Origin of the sequence: Streptomyces lacrimifluminis (assembly GCF_014646095.1) — a bacterium.
GTDB lineage: Bacteria > Actinomycetota > Actinomycetes > Streptomycetales > Streptomycetaceae > Streptomyces > Streptomyces lacrimifluminis.
On record NZ_BMMU01000004.1, the window covers coordinates 142,067 to 158,605 of the forward strand.

Sequence of the window (16,539 nt, forward strand, 5' to 3'; positions counted from 1 at the left end):
CATCACTGACCTCCAGCCTCAACAGCCCCTTGCCAGCGATCGCACGATCCGCACTCCCAGCTGCCGGTCTCTCGGAACGGCACGCGCAGCGCGTTGGTCACGACTTCCTCGTCGCGCGCCGTAAGGAGGACTTCGGCGCTCGCATGTCTGCCGGCTACTGCTGGAAGTGGACCACCGAGGTCACCCCGGACATGACGGCGCTTCCCACCGACGTCGTCATCGGCGACTGGGCAAGGCCGTGGAACGTGTTCGGCGAACGGTCCGTCCTCGGCGCACCGCCCGCTCCCTTGTGGGCCACCGACCCTGCCGGCTTCGGCCAGGTCAGCTGCGTCTACACAGCGCAGGGTTTCGAGTACGACTGGTCGGGCGTGATCATCGGGCCCGACCTGGTGTGGCGTACAGACCGCTGGGTCGTGGACCGCACGGCCTCGAAGGACCCGATCTTCACGAAGGCGACGCCGGACAGCGGCATCGACCGGCTGATCCGCAACACGTACAAGGTCCTGCTGACCCGGGGCATGGTCGGCACGATCATCTACTCGACGGATCCAGAGACGCGCGAGAAACTGCGGGCGCTTGTGTCTCCGGCGTCCGGGGGGGGCGGCGCCCGCCGTCGCGTAGTCGGGCGCAGGCGAAATCGACCGGGACCACACATCGAAATTCCGTGCTCACCGAGATCGCTTGGTCAAGCTTGAGCCGACGTGAATGCTCGGACCGGTCAACGCGTGGCGTGGCGCGGTCGAGGTGGACCTCGGGCCGCCGCGGCAGCGGGCGGTGCTGGCCGTACTGCTGTTGGCGGAGGGTGCCCAGGTGCCGGTGGCCCGGCTGGTCGACGCGTTGTGGGTGCCGCTCCGCCCGCGTTCCGCGCTGGGATCGGTACGGACGTATGTGCACCGGCTGTCGACGGTGGCCGCCGGTGTCTCGATCTTGATGCCCTCGGGCCGGGAGGGGGCTGATGTCGCGTCGGGTCAGCGCGGCAGGTCCAGCTCGGCGGGGCCGCGGCGGGGCGCACTCCGAGCCACCGAAACGGCCCCAACAAGGCATCCACAGCCTCTTTTCAAATCACTTCCGCACAGCCGTTCGATATGTAAGGATCTTCGTGCCTACGGGGGAAGTAGGTCGAGGCGCTGCGGCTGACCACCGCACGACGAGCCTCACGGGAGCCCTCCCGCATCCGACCGTCACGCTGCCGGCACATCCAGCGGTCCTGATGCTCTGCGACAGGGGCCCGTTTTTCGTGTTTCCCCCGGGCTGTTCGCTCAACCGAGACGAGGGGAAGCACCATGGACAGAAGATCTGGCTTACGACGGAGCCGTCTCAGACGGCCGGGTCCGCGCAGAGGTGTGGCCGGTGTCGCGCTCCTGACATCGGTTTCCCTCCTGACCGGTCTGGCGTACGCCCTGCCGGCAAGCGCGGCAGACCCACTGCCGGACAATCCCGGCTCACGCATCACCTTCGGCGAGAAGGCCCGGGCGGACCGGTGCGAGGTGGGCTTCGCCCTGCACCTCGGCGGTCCGTCGCTGAAGGCCGCCACGGTGACGGCGTTGAACGGCACCGACGCCGATCTGGCCGCCGCTTTGTTCCGCAGGGCCAACATCTATCCGAGCCCCCTGGACGACGCCCTGCGGGAGGACCGGCAGAGCAGCATCGACTACGTACACTCTTCCGGCGACCGCAAGAGCCGTTGGGAAGCCGCGAACAAGGTCTACGCGGAGACCGGCTGGGACTCCGGCACGAGCTACCACGCCCCGGAGTTCGACGCGGGCGTCGTGGCCTTCACCCTGGGCGCGCAGGAGGAGCTGTACGACAGGTTCGGCCAGGACGGCCGCAGCGTTCCGGGCACGGAGTCCGTCGCAGCCGCGAAGAAACTCGCGGAGTCCCTCAGCGGCAAGGCCCCCCTCGGTGACGATTCCATCGCCGCCACGATGCTGCGGGACAGCTCGGTCAAGCCGCCCAACAATGGCACCACGGCGAGCGACATCGCCCGTTATCTGCGCCACGGGGGCTTCCCGAGCCAGGAACCGGTGGAAGGCTCGGCCGAGTACCGGATGGAGGTGGAATCCCTCAAGGTCTCCTGGTCCGACTGCGACAGCTGGAACCCCGTTGACCCGCGTCGGTTCCTGGGATCGGTGACGGCCACCGCCTACGCGGAGTGGGAGCAGGAGTACGCGGCCCAGGCCAAGCCCCGCGCCGACATCATGGCCGCCGAGGTGGCCGCATCCGCCGAGGCGCGCAAGACCACCGAAGCGATGATCGAGTCCATCGGACAGGCCTGGCTCGCCGAGCAGATCCTGCTGTGGCAGAAGTACTGGGCCGGGCAGCCCAAGGAAAGCATCCACCGGCCGAAGGCCGCCGTCTTCACCCAGGCCAAGACCGATCTGGCCAACGCGCAGAAGCGGGCCGCCGACCAGCTCACCCTGGCCAACAAGGCGGTGGCCGCCGCCAAGACGGCCTCGGACAAGGCCAACACCGCCCAGAACAGCGCGTACGCCATCGCGGACGCCGCCAGGACGCCGCGCGGTCGTGGCCTGTTGTACGCCCAGCAGTCGGTGCAGGTCGCCAAGGCCTCGTACGCCGCCGCCCAAGCCGCCGCGAAGGCCACGCAGACCGCGGTGAACGCGGCCAAGGCGACGGTCGCGGACAGCAGGGCCCTGTTCGCACTGTCCAAGACGCAGGCCCACGCGATCAACACCGAGTTCCGCCGCGTCGCCGCGCAGGAGGCCGCCGCCCAGGCCAAGTCGGCCGCCGCGTCGGCCGAAGCCCAGGCCAAGGAGGCCGCGGAAAACGCCACCAAGGCGCAGACCGCGCAGGCCACCGCCGAGAAGGCGCAGGAGACGGCGCGGGTCGCGGCGGAGACCGCCAAGACTCAGCGCGCCAAGGCCGAGCAGGAGAGGGACCTCGCCGCGAAGGAGCGCCGGACCGCGGCCGACGAGCGCGCCAAGGCGAGGGCGGCGGAGCAGCGCGCGGCCAACGAGCGCGAGACGGCCGGGCACGCCCGCACCCAGGCGGAGGGCGCCGCCAAGACTGCCGACGAGCAGCTCACCGTGGCCCTCCTCGCCGAGGGCAGGGCGGCCGCGGCGCGCGAGAAGGCCGAGAAGGCGCAGCGCGACAAGAACGCCACCGCCTCCCGCGCCGGCGCCTTGGAGTCGGCTGCCGCCGCAGCCGTCGGCACCAGCGCCGCGGCCGAGACCCGGGAGGCCGCCATCGCCGCCCGTACCGCCGCCAACGACGCGGCCGGGGCGGCCACCCGGGAGCGCGCCGCCGCCGGAGAGGCGGTCACCGCGGCGCAGAACGCCCGTGCCGCCGCCACCCGTGCCGACGCCGCCGCGCAGCGCTCCCGCGCGGCTGCCGACAAGGCGTGGTCGGCCTACCAGACGGCCGTCGCCGCGGGCGCGGTCGCGCACGCCGCGGCTGCCGAGGCCATCGACGCCTCCGACGCCGCGTCGGCGAACGCCGCCAAGGCCGAACAGGAGGCCAAGAAGGCCCAGGCCGCCGCCCTCAAGGCGAGCCAGGAGGCCGACGCGGCCCGCGCGGAGGCCGCCAGGACCAGCGCCTGGGCGGCCGTGACCGCCGGACACGCGTACGCGGCCGGCCAGGCCGCCTCCGCGGCGCGCGACTCGGCGGCCGAGGTGATCAAGCCCGCCAGGACCGCCATCGCGGGGGGTACCCCGTACCGGGAGTCGGACTCCTCGGCCGCTTTCGCGGTCCTGATCGGCCAGACCGCCCTGTCACTGTCCGAGCAGCAGGCCGCCGCGGCCACCGCCAAGGCCAAGGAAGCGGCCAAGGCCGCAGCCGATGCCAAGGCGCTGGCCGACAAGGCCGCCGGTGACGCCAAGCTCGCCGCGCAGGCGGCAGCTGCCGCGGCCGCCGACGCGGCGGCCGCGCTCAAGTCCATGGCCGCGGCCCAGGCTTCGGCGACGAAGGCGGCCAAGGCCGCCGAGGCGGCGAAGAAAGCCGACGCCAGGACCAAGGAGTACGTCGCCCAGGCGGGCTCGGACTGGGCCTACGCCGACAGCGCCGCCCGCGGCGCGTCGAGCGAGGCCGCCGAGGCGAACAACGAGGCCACCGAGGCCGAGAAGAGCGCCACGAACGCCCGTGCCTCCGCCGACGCCGCCACTCTCGACGCCGGCGCCGCGGACTCGGCGGCCACCGGTGCCGAGGAGGACGCCGTCGCGGCCGAGAAGTCCGCGGCCAACGCCAACCAGGACGCGAAGGAAGCCGACGAGGCGGCCGACCGGGCCGAGGAGGAGTTCCGCAAGAGGCAGGAGGAGGAACGCAAGGCCGCTCTGGACGCACCCAGGCCCGACACCGGGCCGGACCTCACCCAGGACGACGAAGCCCTGCTCCTCGCCCACTGCGGCCAGCCCTGCGTGGACGAGTTCCGCAAGGCCAAGCAGCTCCTGGCCATGGACGTCATCGACTGGGTGATCGCCAACGGCGGCCAGATCCTCCTCGACGAGCTGGGCTACACCGAGGCCAAGAAGTGCTTCACCCAGCCCGATGTCGAGAGCTGCCTGTGGACGCTGGTCAACGTCATCATGCTCGGCGCCGGGGTGGCCAAGATTCCGGGCGTGACCAAGGCGATCTACCGGGTCAGCAGCGGCATCCACTCCTTCTGGGAGGGCCTGGACAAGGCCAAGGACACCCTGGACCGGCTCCGTACGGTCCTGGACCGGGTCAAGAAGGGCCAGAGCGCCGTCGCGTGCCTCGCCCCGATCGTGGAAGGCGCCGCCGCCCAGCGGGCCGCGGCCCGCATGGCAGCCGCTGCCGCCGCCGGCGACAAGCCGAAGGTCTGCGTGACCTCGGCGCTCGGTAAGGAAAGCAGGCTCGCCAAGCTCGCCGAGGAAGCCACCAAGAATCAGGACGTCCAGCGTGAGATGAACTCTCTGATCAACAAGTTGATGGAAGGCAACGACCAACCGGGCAAGGGGTCCAAGGCGCTGCCACACGGCATCCGCTACCTTCGGGGCCACAAGGGCGCACGGCTCTTCTTCCGTGAGGTGAAGGACGGATTCGAGATCATCGGGAAGTCCGACAAGGACAACGAGCCGAACGTCATCAAGGAGCTGCTGAGTGTCTATGGTTCATAATCCCCTGGTGACTGTGGAGACGGCCGACTTCTCCGTCACGTACATACTGGGTCTGGACGACGACGTCGACACCGTCGAGGACATCGACGCGGTCATCCGTGCCAGTGACGGCAAGAGGTGGAGCGCCAGCTTCATGACTCCCCGGAAGATCGCCGAGGTGATGGACCGCCACTCCAGCACCGGCGAGTGCGCCAACGGCCTGTACCTCCAGATCCCCGACCTCATGATCGTCCGTGAAGGTGGCCTGGACGCCATGACCAGGGCCCTGGTCGACCTCTTCGGCGAGTACGGCATGGACACCAGCGTTCTGCCGCGCCTCACCGACGACGTGGACGACTGACCCCGGGCACCCTCCCACCGGGGCCCCGGCGGAAGGCACCCCTCCCGCCGGGGCCCCGCAACTCCTCCGGTCACCCCATGGACGGCGTACGCGTCCGTCAGCGCGGCAGGTCCAGCTCGGCCCGTACGGTCTTGCCGACCGGCCCGCGCTTCCAGCACCGCCCCCCAGTCGGCAAACACCTCCACGAGGAACAGCCCGCCCGCCGTCGGCGACACCCTGCGGCACGGCGATCTCGCCGGGCGGATCGAGGCTGAGCCGCAGCTCGAGGTCCCGTTCCGGCACGCGCCCGTGGGTCACGGCACGGGGCTGTCTCCCCACGATGACGCACCGATCCGTCCGCCTCCGGGCGGACCCGCTGGACGAATTCAGCCGACAGGTCCTGGTGGCCGAGGAGACGGGGAGCACTACGTGGTTCTGCGTGTCGGTGTTCCCGGGGCCACCTGGGTCTTGGTGTCGCCCGGTGACCTGATCGCCTGCCTGCGAGACGCACCGAAGGACCGGTGATCCCGTGGGCCTCTGATGCCGAAGCCCTGCCAGGTCCTTCCTGGCAGCAAACGCTTCGACCTACGAAACAAGGCCCTTGACCCTGTGATTTCACCGGTCAAGGGCCTCGAGAAGGCAGACGAGCCGGGCCGTACGCCGGGTTCTGTTTCCGAGGGGACCTCACGATCCCCTCGGCGACGGCCATCCATCTAGGGCCGGCGTTGCCGCCGGCCTCGTGCGGTCTACCCGGGGACTCGGGCGGGCAGCCCTCGAACGTCCTCGCAGAGTCGCGTTTTACGGCGGCTCCTTTTGACCTTGCTCCGGGTGGGGTTTACCTAGCTGCCCAGGTCGCCCTGGGCACTGGTGGTCTCTTACACCACCGTTTCACCCTTACCGGGGGCCGGAGCCCTCGGCGGTTTGTTTTCTGTGGCACTGTCCCGCGGGTCACCCCGGGTGGCCGTTAGCCATCACCCTGCCCTGTGGAGCCCGGACGTTCCTCGGGGAGCGCCCCCGAAGGGGAGTCCACGCGGCCGTCCGCCCGGCTCGTCTGCCGTGTCGACCATGCTACCGGGCGTCCGCCCCGACGCGGTCCAGTGGCCGTCGCCAGGACAGAGCCCGCCAGGATCAGGGCGAAGGCGGCGAGGATGCCGGCCGTCAGCGGTTCGTCCAGGAACGCGGCACCCGCCGCCACCGCGACCGCCGGATTGACGTACGTGAACACCGTGGCCCGGGTCGGGCCGACCTCCTTGATCAGCTCCAGGAACGCCACGAAGGCGAGGGCCGTGCAGACCACTCCCAGGACGGCCAGGGCCAGCAGTACGTCCCCGGACGGAAGTGTCCCCGGGCGGGTCACCACCGCCGCCGGGGCGTAGACGAGAGCCGCCAGCGCCAGGCAGGGCGCTGTGAGGTGGAGCGACGGGACGTCCTTCAAATGGCGTGCCGCTATGAGCGGGGCCGTGGCGTAGCCGATCACCGTCAGCAGGACCTCCACGAGTGAGCGGGCGTCGCCGCCTGTCAGGTGCGGGACGGTCAGGACCGCGACGCCCGCCAGGCCCAAGGTCAGGCCCGTGAGCCGCCGGGCCCCCAGCCTCTCCGTGCTGCCGAAGAAGCGGGCCAGCGCGACCCCGACTATCGGTACCCCGGCGATCAGCAGGCCTGCCGTGGAACTGGAGAGGTGGCGTTCCGCGTCCGTCAGGGTCCACCAGGGGCCGATGACCTCGATGACCGCGAAGGCCAGCATCGGGCGCCAGTGGGTGCGGATCGTGCGCGGTAGGCCGCCCTGGCGGATCGCGAAGGGGAGGAGGATGGCCGCGCCGAGCACGCAGCGCGTGAACACCACCGTCGACGGGGACAGGTCCGCCTCCACCGCCACCTTGATCAGCAGATACGGGATGCCCCAGACCACTCCCATCAGGGAGAACAACAACCAGCCGCGTGCAGTCATGCGGGCAAGTGTCGGCTGCCTCCCCGTCCGCCGTCTTGAACGCTGTTGCGGTACGCAGCCGGGGTCACGCCCAGTACCCGCCGGAACCAGCGGGTCAGGTGCGCCTGATCGGAGAAGCCGACGAGGGAGGCTACCTCGGCGGGGCGCAGTCCGGCCTCCAGCAGACCCCTGGCCCGGGTCACTCGGTACTGGGCCAGCCAGGCGTACGGGGGTATCCCGACCGTCGTACGGAAGGCGCGCAGGAGTTGGTAGCGGGACAGGCCCAGGTCGGTGGCGAGGTCGGCGAGGGAGGGTGGGGTGGTCAGTTCGTCGGCCAGGCGGGTGCGTACGGCGTGGGCTATCCCGTCCGCGCCGGGGATCCGATCGTCTACCGGGCGGGCCGTGGAGTGGCGGCGGGCCAGTGCCGTGAGCAGCCAGGGGAGGCGGGATTCGGCCTCCAGGGGGTCGGGACAGGCGCTCAGTTCGGTGTGTGCGGTGCGGAAGGCGGCGGCCAGTTCCGGGTCGTCGAGCAGCGGCTCGCGGAAGTGCGGGAGGCCGCCGGTGGTGCCGTCCTTGAGGAGGGAGGTGCCGGCGTACAGGGCGCGGTAGGCGTAGCCGTCGGCGGTGTCCGGACCGCCTGTGTGCATCTCTCCGGGGTCCAGTACGACGATCGAGCCGGGGACGGGGCGGAGGCGGTCGCCGCGGTAGTCGATGACCTCGGAGCCGGCGACGCACAGCCCGACCGTGAACTCGTCGTGGGCGTGCGGGGCGTAGACGTGCCGGTCGAAGCGGGCGGTGAGCAGGTCAAGGGCGGGGCCGCGGTGGCCGAGTCTCGCTCTGGTCCAGAGTGCCTGTTCGCGTGTGCCCCCGCCTGCGTTCACGGTTCTACGGTACTTCGCGGGCGTCAGAGGAAGTCTGACGTGTCCAGTTCGAAGGCGAAAGGCTCGGGGAGAGCCACCGGCTTGCCCAGCGGGAGGGTGCAGTGCTGGCGGTAGTCGTCCCTCTCCGGGTCACTGAACAGCGTGATCGAGGAGGCCTCGAGGTCGATGAGCAGGTAGAGGGGGATGCCGCCACGGGCGTAGCAGCGACGTTTGGCCTCGCGGTCGGTCTGGGGTTTCGACGAGGTCACTTCGAGCACCATGGCCACGCCCTCGCAGGGCATCCAGGAGTCGGCGCCACGGAAGAGCCGTAGCTCGCTGGGGGCAAACGTACTGTCCGGGATCACATGGTTCCTGGGGCAGCCGCCGCCGCTCTGCAGTTTCAATCCCTTGTTGCCCGAGAAGTCCATGTCGGTCCGGGACCGCCTGATCACCTGCTTGGTGATCTGGTTGATGTAGTCCTCGTGGTCCCCGTCCGGCGGCGGCGTCACGACGATCTCCCCCTCGATCAGCTCTGCCCGGAAACCTTCCGGGGTGTCGAGGGACAGGAAGATCTCCAGCAGGCCCTCGGCCACAGTGGTGGGCTCATGAGCCACGGCAGTCATGTCACGCCCCTCCTTCGGTCGCTCGCCAGACTGGGACATCGGCTGATCACCTGTCCATGAGATCGGGAACCGTTCCCTCGATCGTGGCACACGAACACGCCTGCCGTCAGGGAAGCCCCGCACCGCCAACCCTTCGCTTGACCCTGCCGCAACGTCAGCGTTTCTACTGGTCCCATGCGGATCGGAGAGCTTGCCGGCGCCGTCGGTGTCACGACGCGGACCGTGCGGCACTATCACCACCTGGGGCTGCTGCCCGAGCCTGAGCGGCTCGCCAACGGCTACCGGGACTACACACTGCGACATGCCGTCGTGCTCGCCCGGATCAGGCGGCTGACCGAGTTGGGCCTCGGGCTTGCCGAGGTGCGGGACGTGCTCGCCGACGAGGCCGGGCGGGATCTGATCGAGGTGCTCGCCGAGCTGGACGAGGATCTGGCGCGGCAGGAGGCGGCCATTCACGAGCGGCGGGCGCGGTTGCGTGCGCTGCTGGACGCGGACGCGGAGGCGTTGCCCGCCGAGGGGCCCGTCTCGCCCGAACTGGCCGCCGTGTTCGCTGAGTTGGCGCACGTCTCCGACTCCCCCATGGCCGCCAAGGACCGCGAGATGCTCGCGTTCATCGAGACCACGGCGACCCCGGAGGACCGGGAGCGGTTGACGGCCGCTCTTGGCAGTGCCTTCGCGACGCCGGAGGCCGCCGCGCGGGCGCACGAGGTGTACGTGCTGCTCGACGCCCTGGCCGACGCGGCCGAGGACGACCCACGCGTGGCCGGGGCCGCCCGTGCCCTCGCCGACTGTCTTCCCCGCGACTTGCTCCCGTCGGGGACGGTCGGCATCGACCACGACGACGGTTTCCTGCGCGCCTTCTACGCCGACTTCGCGCCCGCCCAGGCGGCGGCCGTCCGCGGTGCGCTGCACATCCTCAGCGGGCGGCAACAGTCATGAGGGCGACGGCATGCGCCCTCCTGCGGCACGAGGTGCGGCTGCACATGAGTCTGTGGCTGTGGGTGGCTCGGCGGCGCCACGGAACGGACGGCGGGCAGGCCTTCGGGTACGCCCGGGGGCAGGGCGCGACGATGTTCGCGTTCGCCTTCGTGTGCGTGGTCGAGACGCTGGCGATGTTCGTGCTGCTGCGCGACTGGCCGATCGTGCACTGGGTGGTGCTCGTCCTGGACGTCTACACCATCGAGTTCGTCATCGGGTTGCACGCGGCCTCGGTCGTCCGCCCGCACGTCCTCAACTCCCGCTCCCTGCGGGTCCGTTATGCCGCCCACGTCGATCTGGATATCCCGCTGGAGGAGATCGCGACCGTACGTCGTGAGCTGCGGACCACGCACCGACGTGCCGAGGGTGAACTCGACCTCGCCATCGGCTCCCAGACCACCGTCACCCTCAAACTCACCGAGCCGGTGGCCCACTTCACCTTCCTCGGCCGGCGACGGGACATCCGTCTCGTCCGCTTCCACGCCGACGACGCCGACACCCTCGTACGCTCGCTACGGGCCGTCATGCGGGAGCGAACCGCACCCCCGCCACCCCCAGTTCGGCCCGCGTGAGGCGAACTCTCAACCGCTCCCCCAGTGGCAGCGGAGCGCCATCGTCGTCGGCCTCGATCCTCGCGACCACTGCCGGGGACTCCAACTGCACTGTGCCGACCGTGGGTCTGCGTTCCTCGACGTCCACCACGAACCCGTCGAAGACCTCTCCCACCCGGTCCTTGAGCAGCGCCGCCTCGACGATGTCCACGCAGCCTCGTTCCACCGCCCCCGCCCGTCTGCCGCCCTCGGCCATCTCCTTGGGGAGGGCGTCCAGGGACGCCAACACCCAGTCGGGCGTGGGTTGTTCGGCGACGGCGGCGAGGCAGATCTCGGAGGCGTACCGGTCGACCAGGCGGCGCAGGGGGGCCGTGCAGTGGGCGTAGGGGGCGGCTACGGCGGCGTGGGTGGTGAGTGGGGGGAGGTTTCCGTCGCGGAAGATCGTGTAGCCGGCGCCTCGTAGCAGGGTCGTGCACTCCTGGAGGAACGCCGCGTGGTGGGGGCGGCGGGGGTCCAGGGAGCGGATCAGGGCCGCGTACGAGACGTGGTGCGGCCAGTCGATGTGCAGGGCCTGGGCGGTGCGGCGCAGGCGGCCGACGGCGCCGTCGGGGGCCGCGGGGAGGGTGCGGAGCACTCCCGTGCCGTGCGTCAGCATCAGTTCGGCCGCCGCCATGCCCGTGAGGAGGGAGATCTGGGCGTTCCAGCCTTCGGCGGGGAGCTGTGCGCGGTAGGTGAGCGAGTACGTGCGAGCGTCCCCGTCCCGGTCCCGGTCCCCGTCGCCGTCCCGGTCCCCGTCGCCGTCGCCGTCCTCGACTATCTCCTGCTCCGGGACGTTCAGGGAGATTCCGCCGCGTTCGACCTCCAGGCGTTCCCTCGCCTCGCCTATGTCCTTGAGGAGGGCCAGGGGCTCCTCCGCCGTCCCGGAGTCGAGTTGGCGCTGTACGCCCTCGTAGTCGAGTTTCGACCTGCTGCGGACCAGGGCCCGGTGGACGTCCACGGCGACCGTGCGGCCGTCCGGGTCGAGGTCGATCGTCCAGAGGGCGGCCGGGCGGGTCCGGTTGGGGAGGAGGCTGGCGGCGTCCTCGCTGAGCACCGGCGGGTGGAGCGGGGTCCTCTCGTCCGGGAAGTAGAGGGTGGTGACCCGGCGGTGCGTCTCCTTGTCCAGCGTCCCGCCCGGTACGACGAATGCCGCCACGTCCGCGATGGCGTATCGGACGCGGAAGCCGCCGCCCGGGCGGCGGGACAGGTGCATCGCCTGGTCCAGGTCCGTGGACGTGGGCGGGTCGATGGTGAGGAACGGGATGTCCGTGGCGTCGAGCGGCGGGAGAGCGGGGGCCTTCGCCGCCCGTTCCGCCTCCGCCAGCACTGCGGGCGGGAAGCTTTCGGGGACGTCGAGTTCGGTGCGCAGGGCGGTGAGGGCGGCCCGGAGGGGGGCTTCGGGGGCGCCGGTCACGCGTATGTGGCGGCGGGGCATGGAACGAGCGTAGGCACAATCCGGACGGCCCGCCTCAGCACGGGCGAACCCGCCTCACCACGTAATCTGACGCGGGTCGACCCCGCGTACCCGTTTGGAGAACTCACCGTGCTTGTCCTGCTGCCTCCCTCCGAAGGCAAGGCCGCTTCGGGGCGCGGTGCCCCGCTGAAGCTGGAGTCGCTGTCCCTGCCGGGGCTCACCGCTGCCCGCGAGGCCGTTCTCGGGGAGCTCGTCGAGCTGTGCGTCGGGGACGAGGACAAGGCGCGTGAGGTGCTGGGGCTGAGCGAGGGGCTGCGTGCCGAGGTCGCCAAGAACGTCGACCTGCTCACGGCCGGTGCGCGGCCTGCCGGGTCGGTGTACACGGGGGTGCTGTACGACGCCCTCGACCTCGCCTCTCTCGACGCTGCCGCGAAGAAGCGGGCCGCGCGTTCGTTGCTCGTCTTCTCCGGGTTGTGGGGCGCCGTGCGGGTCACGGACCGTATCCCCTCGTACCGGTGCTCGATGGGCGTGAAGCTGCCCGGGCTCGGTGCGCTGGGTGCGCACTGGCGTGCTCCGATGGCCGCCGTCCTGCCCGAGGTGGCCGGCGGCGGGCTGGTCCTTGACCTGCGCTCGTCCGCCTATGCGGCGGCGTGGAGGCCGAGGGGGGAGGTTGCCGGGCGGACGGCGACCGTGAGGGTGTTGCATGCGCCGACCCGGAAGGTCGTCAGCCATTTCAACAAGGCGACGAAGGGGCGGATCGTGCGGAGTCTTGTGAGTGTGGGGGTGGTGCCCTCCGGGCCGGGGGAGCTGGTGGAGGCGTTGCGGGATCTTGGGTATGTGGTGGAGGTCGAGGCCCCGAGAGGGGCGGGGGCCGCGTGGGCGTTGGATGTGCTGGTGGACGAGATTCACTGAGGCACGCTCCGCTGGTTGGGGCGCGTTGTGTTGCCTGTCGGCTGCTGCGCCGTTGTGGCTTGTCGCGCAGTTCCTCGCGACCCTGAAGCGTGCCCTATTGCATTATGTGCAACGTTCATTGCGTGCACTGCAACCGGGCAGGATGAGGTGCATGCCCGCCTCACCCGCGTCCTCCCCTTCCCCCTCCCCCTCCGTTCTCGGCCTCGCAACCGTCGTCCCCGTGGTCGTTGTCGAGGAGCTGGGCGACGCCGTGCCGCTTGCTCGGGCGCTCGTCGCCGAGGGCTGCCGGTCATCGAGGTCACCCTGCGTACGCCCGTCGCGCTCGATGCCGTCCGGACCGTCGCCGACGGAGTTCCGGGCGCGGTGGTCGGCGTCGGCACGCTCATCTCGCCGGCCCAGGTGTCCGACGCGGTCGCCGCCGGGGCCCGTTTTCTTGTCAGCCCGGGCTGGACCGACGTACTGCTGGAGGCCATGCGGGCGTCCGGGCTGCCGTTCCTGCCGGGGGTGTCGGCGGCGTCCGAGGTCGTCGCACTGCTGGAGCGAGAGGTGCGGGAGATGAAGTTCTTCCCGGCGGAGGCCGCGGGCGGAACCGCCTACCTGAAGTCGTTGTCCGGGCCGCTCCCCCAGGCCCGGTTCTGTCCCACCGGGGGGGGATCAGCCCCGCGAACGCGCCCGAGTATCTCGCGCTGCCCAACGTCGATTGCGTGGGCGGGAGTTGGATGCTTCCGCCGGATGCCGTCGCCGCGCGCGACTGGGACCGGGTCGAGACGCTGGCCCGCGAGGCGGCAGCTCTCGGGTTCTCAGCGTAGGTGGGACGTGTCGTTGAAGAGCCGCACGCTCGCGTTGCCGTCCGCGTAGTACGCCACCGCCGAGAGGGAAGCCGCCGACAACTCCATGCGGAACAGGGATTCGGGCGGTGCTCCCAGGGCCAGGCGGACGAGGGTCTTGATGGGGGTCACGTGGGTGACCAGCAGGACCGTACGGCCCGCGTGGGCCGCGATCAGCTTGTCGCGGGTGACGGCCATCCGGCGTGCGGTCGCCGCGAAGCTCTCGCCGCCGCCCGTCGGTTCGGCCTTCGGGGAGGCCAGCCAGGCGTTCATGTCGTCCGGGTAGCGCTCGCGGACTTCCCCGAACGTCAGGCCCTCCCACGCGCCGAAGTCCGTCTCGCGCAGACCGTCGTCGATGGTCACGTCGAGGCCGAGGCGGGTCGCCACCGCGGCGGCTGTCTGCCGTGTGCGGGTCAGGGGGGACGCGACGATCGCCTCGATTGTGCCGCGCCTGGCCAGGGAATCCGCCACCCGCTCGGCCTGGTCCCGGCCCACGTCCGAGAGGGACGGGTCGGTGCCGCCGCTGCCCGAGAAGCGCTTCTGGGGGGTGAGCGGGGTCTCTCCGTGACGCAGGAGTACGAACGTCGCCGGCGGGCCGAGGTCCGCGGGTGCCGACCAGCCGGCGGCGACCTTCGTGGCGGCACCGGTGTCGGAGTCGGCGGCCGTGGAGGTGAGGCCTGCGTCCAGTTCGGCCGTCGATGTGGACGCCGACCACTGTTCGCCGCGCTTGCCCGCGTCCATCGCCTCGTTCGCCAAGCGGTCCGCGTGCTTGTTCTTCTCGCGCGGGATCCACTCGTACGTCACCTGCCCCGCGTCCGGGAACACCCGGGCCGCCTCCGCCGCCAGCGGCTTCATGTCCGGGTGTTTGATCTTCCAGCGGCCGGACATCTGCTCGACGACCAGCTTGGAGTCCATCCGGACGTGGACGGTGGCGGTCGGGTCCAGTTCACGGGCCGCGCGCAGGCCGGCGACCAGGCCCCGGTACTCGGCGACGTTGTTCGTGGCGACGCCGATGTACTCGGCCGCCTCCGCCAGCGTCTCGCCCGTGGCCGCGTCGATGACAACGGAACCGTAGCCAGCTGGCCCCGGGTTGCCCCGGGAACCGCCGTCGGCCTCGACGATGAACTCCCGCACGCCTCAAGCTCCTTGCCGAACCACTTGCCGAACCAGCAGAACAGGACCGGACCACTACCGGTTTACAGACCCGACTCCGACGTGCGCACCAGGATGCGGCGGCAGTTCTCGCAGCGCAGGACGGCGTCGCGGGGGGCGGCCTTCACCTCGTTGACCTCGGTGATGTTCAGCTCCAGGCGGCAGCCCTCGCAGCGGCGCTGGAAGAGACGGGCGGCGCCGACTCCACCCTGCTGCTGGCGCAGCTTGTCGTACAGCTTGAGGAGGTCGTCGGGCACCGAACCCGCGATGACCTCGCGCTCCTTCGTCGCCGTGCCGACCTCGCCGGCGAGGGACTCGTACGCCGCCTCGCGCCGCGCGGTCGCGTCGTCGATCTTCCCCTGGAAGGCGCCGACCCGCTCGGTCAGCTCGGCGACGCGCTCCTGCGCGGACTCACGGCGCTCCATGACCTCCAGGACGATGTCCTCCAGGTCGCCCTGCCGCTTGGCGAGGGAGACGATCTCGCGCTGGAGGTTCTCCAGGTCCTTGGACGAGCTGACGGCACCGGAGTCCAGGCGCTGCTGGTCACGGGTGGCGCGCTGACGCACCTGGTCCACGTCCTGCTCGGCCTTGGTCTGCTCGCGGGCGCAGTCGCTCTCCTCGGTCGTCGCGGCCACCAGCAGGTCGCGCAGCTGGGTGAGGTCCTTGGTCAGCGACTCGATCTCGGCGTGCTCGGGCAGCGACTTGCGCTTGTGCGCGAGCTGCTGGAGGCGTACGTCGAGAGCCTGGACGTCGAGAAGTCGGATCTGGTCGGCGGGCTCGGCGTTCAGTTGGGGGCTCCCAGTGCTTCAGAGGTGGTGGTGGACGCCGCGTGGGCCGTCCAGGGGTCGGTGACCGTGGCGGAGACGTGGACCCGCAGGCCCCATCCGTGCCGGTCGGAGATCTCGTCGAGCTGGGCGGCGGCCAGCTCGCACCAGGGCCACTCGGTGGCCCAGTGCGCCGCGTCGAGCAGCGCGAGGGGGTTGTGGGCGCCAGTTCCAGTGCCATGGGTGGCACTGTGGGCGCGGTCCGCGACGAACTCCGACGCCGGGTGGTGGCGCAGGTCCGCGGTGAGGAAGGCGTCGACACCGGCCGCGCGTACGTCGTCGAAGAGGCTGTCGCCGGAACCGCCGCTGACGGCGACCGTGCGGACGAGGGCCTCGGGGTCGCCGGCGACCCGGATGCCCTGCGCGGTCGCGGGCAGCCGTTCGGCGGCTCGGGCGGCGAACTCGCGGACGGTCAGCGGGTGGTCCAGCTCGCAGACCCGGCCGAGGCCGCGCCGGCCGGCGGGGTCGGTGGGGTCGGGTACGAGGGGTCGTACGACCCGCAGGTCGAGGGCGCCGGCGAGGGCGTCGCTGACTCCCGGGTCGGCGACGTCGGCGTTGGTGTGGGCGACGTGGAGGGCGATGTCGTGCTTGATGAGGGTGTGCACGACCCGGCCCTTGAAGGTGTCCGCCGCGACCGTGCTCGTACCGCGCAGATAGAGCGGGTGGTGGGTGACCAGCAGGCCGGCGCCCAGCTTCACGGCCTCGTCGACGATGTCCTGGACGGGGTCCACGGCGAACAGGACCCGGGAGACCTCCTGATCGGGGTCGCCCGCGACCGTGCCGACCGCGTCCCAGCTCTCGGCCCGCTCGGGGGGCCAGAGGGCGTCGAGGGCGGCGATGATTTCAGACAGACGAGGCACGAGCGCAAGGCTACCTGGCTGTTCCGTACGGCTGAACCGGTGTGCCCGCCCCACCGCCGTCCCCGGCGCCGCCCGCGGTCCCGGTCAGCACACGCGCCACCGTTTCCTCAGGCGAATCGTTACTGGGCCACCCTTATGTGTGAAATGACTGCTGCGCGGTCCC

11 protein-coding genes, 1 other RNA gene and 3 pseudogenes are annotated in these 16,539 nt (G+C 71.0%); 7 read left to right on the forward strand and 8 right to left on the reverse strand.

The features are described from left to right. Positions 1–104: 104 nt before the first annotated feature. The 3 genes and pseudogenes from IEY89_RS08200 to IEY89_RS08210 form a co-directional block, all read left to right on the forward strand. Positions 105–695 (forward strand): annotated as a pseudogene (locus tag IEY89_RS08200) (DNA/RNA helicase domain-containing protein); the annotation flags it as partial. Between the two features lie 648 nt (positions 696–1,343). Then, positions 1,344–5,090, forward strand: coding sequence for a hypothetical protein (locus tag IEY89_RS40470; protein WP_229695096.1), 3,747 nt, complete (start codon positions 1,344–1,346; stop codon positions 5,088–5,090). Positions 5,091–5,097: 7 nt separating this feature from the next. Further along, positions 5,098–5,430 carry a hypothetical protein gene (locus tag IEY89_RS08210; RefSeq protein WP_229695097.1) on the forward strand — a complete coding sequence of 111 codons (333 nt, stop codon included), beginning with the start codon at positions 5,098–5,100 and terminating at the stop codon, positions 5,428–5,430. Positions 5,431–6,049: 619 nt separating this feature from the next. Here IEY89_RS08210 and rnpB read toward each other — a convergent pair. The 4 genes and pseudogenes from rnpB to IEY89_RS08230 all read right to left on the reverse strand — a co-directional run bounded on the left by rnpB (position 6,050) and on the right by IEY89_RS08230 (position 8,819). Continuing rightward, positions 6,050–6,459, reverse strand: an RNA gene (rnpB, locus tag IEY89_RS08215) — RNase P RNA component class A. Positions 6,460–6,574: 115 nt separating this feature from the next. Next, a pseudogene (locus IEY89_RS41880) lies at positions 6,575–7,357 on the reverse strand (DMT family transporter); the annotation flags it as partial. Next, positions 7,354–8,217, reverse strand: coding sequence for an AraC family transcriptional regulator (locus IEY89_RS08225; protein ID WP_189146626.1), 864 nt, complete (start codon positions 8,215–8,217; stop codon positions 7,354–7,356). The gene IEY89_RS08225 and the pseudogene IEY89_RS41880, both read right to left, overlap by 4 nt. A 23-nt stretch (positions 8,218–8,240) precedes the next feature. Further along, positions 8,241–8,819: a Uma2 family endonuclease gene (locus tag IEY89_RS08230; protein ID WP_189146627.1), complete on the reverse strand. Its 579-nt coding sequence runs from the start codon at positions 8,817–8,819 to the stop codon at positions 8,241–8,243. Positions 8,820–8,993: 174 nt separating this feature from the next. On the opposite strand from IEY89_RS08230, the gene IEY89_RS08235 reads away from it, so the two are divergent. Then, positions 8,994–9,758, forward strand: a complete 765-nt coding sequence (locus IEY89_RS08235; protein ID WP_189146628.1) for a MerR family transcriptional regulator — start codon at positions 8,994–8,996, stop codon at positions 9,756–9,758. Further along, positions 9,755–10,369, forward strand: coding sequence for a hypothetical protein (locus IEY89_RS08240; RefSeq protein WP_189146629.1), 615 nt, complete (start codon positions 9,755–9,757; stop codon positions 10,367–10,369). The genes IEY89_RS08235 and IEY89_RS08240 overlap by 4 nt, the downstream gene beginning before the upstream one ends. On the opposite strand, the gene IEY89_RS08245 is transcribed toward IEY89_RS08240, so the two are convergent. Further along, positions 10,320–11,822 (reverse strand): RNB domain-containing ribonuclease, encoded by a 1,503-nt coding sequence (locus IEY89_RS08245; protein ID WP_189146630.1) that lies wholly within the window; start codon positions 11,820–11,822, stop codon positions 10,320–10,322. The genes IEY89_RS08240 and IEY89_RS08245 overlap by 50 nt on opposite strands. 108 nt (positions 11,823–11,930) lie before the next feature. Here IEY89_RS08245 and yaaA point away from each other — a divergent pair, with 108 nt between their 5' ends. Beyond that, positions 11,931–12,713 carry a peroxide stress protein YaaA gene (gene yaaA, locus IEY89_RS08250; protein ID WP_189146631.1) on the forward strand — a complete coding sequence of 261 codons (783 nt, stop codon included), beginning with the start codon at positions 11,931–11,933 and terminating at the stop codon, positions 12,711–12,713. 151 nt (positions 12,714–12,864) lie between these two features. Then, a pseudogene (gene eda / locus IEY89_RS08255) lies at positions 12,865–13,522 on the forward strand (bifunctional 4-hydroxy-2-oxoglutarate aldolase/2-dehydro-3-deoxy-phosphogluconate aldolase). Here the strand turns inward: eda and IEY89_RS08260 are convergent. From IEY89_RS08260 to IEY89_RS08270, 3 genes are all read right to left on the reverse strand, one after another. Then, positions 13,514–14,674, reverse strand: a complete 1,161-nt coding sequence (locus IEY89_RS08260; RefSeq protein ID WP_189146632.1) for a bifunctional RNase H/acid phosphatase — start codon at positions 14,672–14,674, stop codon at positions 13,514–13,516. The pseudogene eda and the gene IEY89_RS08260 sit on opposite strands and share 9 nt — an antisense overlap. Before the next feature lie 62 nt (positions 14,675–14,736). Beyond that, the gene (locus IEY89_RS08265) at positions 14,737–15,480 is read right to left on the reverse strand and encodes a zinc ribbon domain-containing protein (protein WP_189146921.1); all 744 of its coding nucleotides are present in this window, start codon (positions 15,478–15,480) and stop codon (positions 14,737–14,739) included. Continuing rightward, a complete protein-coding gene (locus IEY89_RS08270; RefSeq protein WP_189146633.1) occupies positions 15,477–16,376 on the reverse strand; it encodes a Nif3-like dinuclear metal center hexameric protein in 900 nt (299 codons plus the stop codon). Before IEY89_RS08270 ends, IEY89_RS08265 begins: the two co-directional genes overlap by 4 nt. Between the last annotated feature and the right edge of the window lie 163 nt (positions 16,377–16,539).

Excerpts from the sequence above, each read along its gene's own strand:
- IEY89_RS08235 (WP_189146628.1), top strand. The coding sequence starts at position 8,994 with ATGCGGATCGGAGAGCTTGCCGGCGCCGTCGGTGTCACGACGCGGACC.
- IEY89_RS08245 (WP_189146630.1), bottom strand. The coding sequence starts at position 11,822 with ATGCCCCGCCGCCACATACGCGTGACCGGCGCCCCCGAAGCCCCCCTC.
- IEY89_RS08230 (WP_189146627.1), bottom strand. The coding sequence starts at position 8,819 with ATGACTGCCGTGGCTCATGAGCCCACCACTGTGGCCGAGGGCCTGCTG.
- IEY89_RS08240 (WP_189146629.1), top strand. The coding sequence starts at position 9,755 with ATGAGGGCGACGGCATGCGCCCTCCTGCGGCACGAGGTGCGGCTGCAC.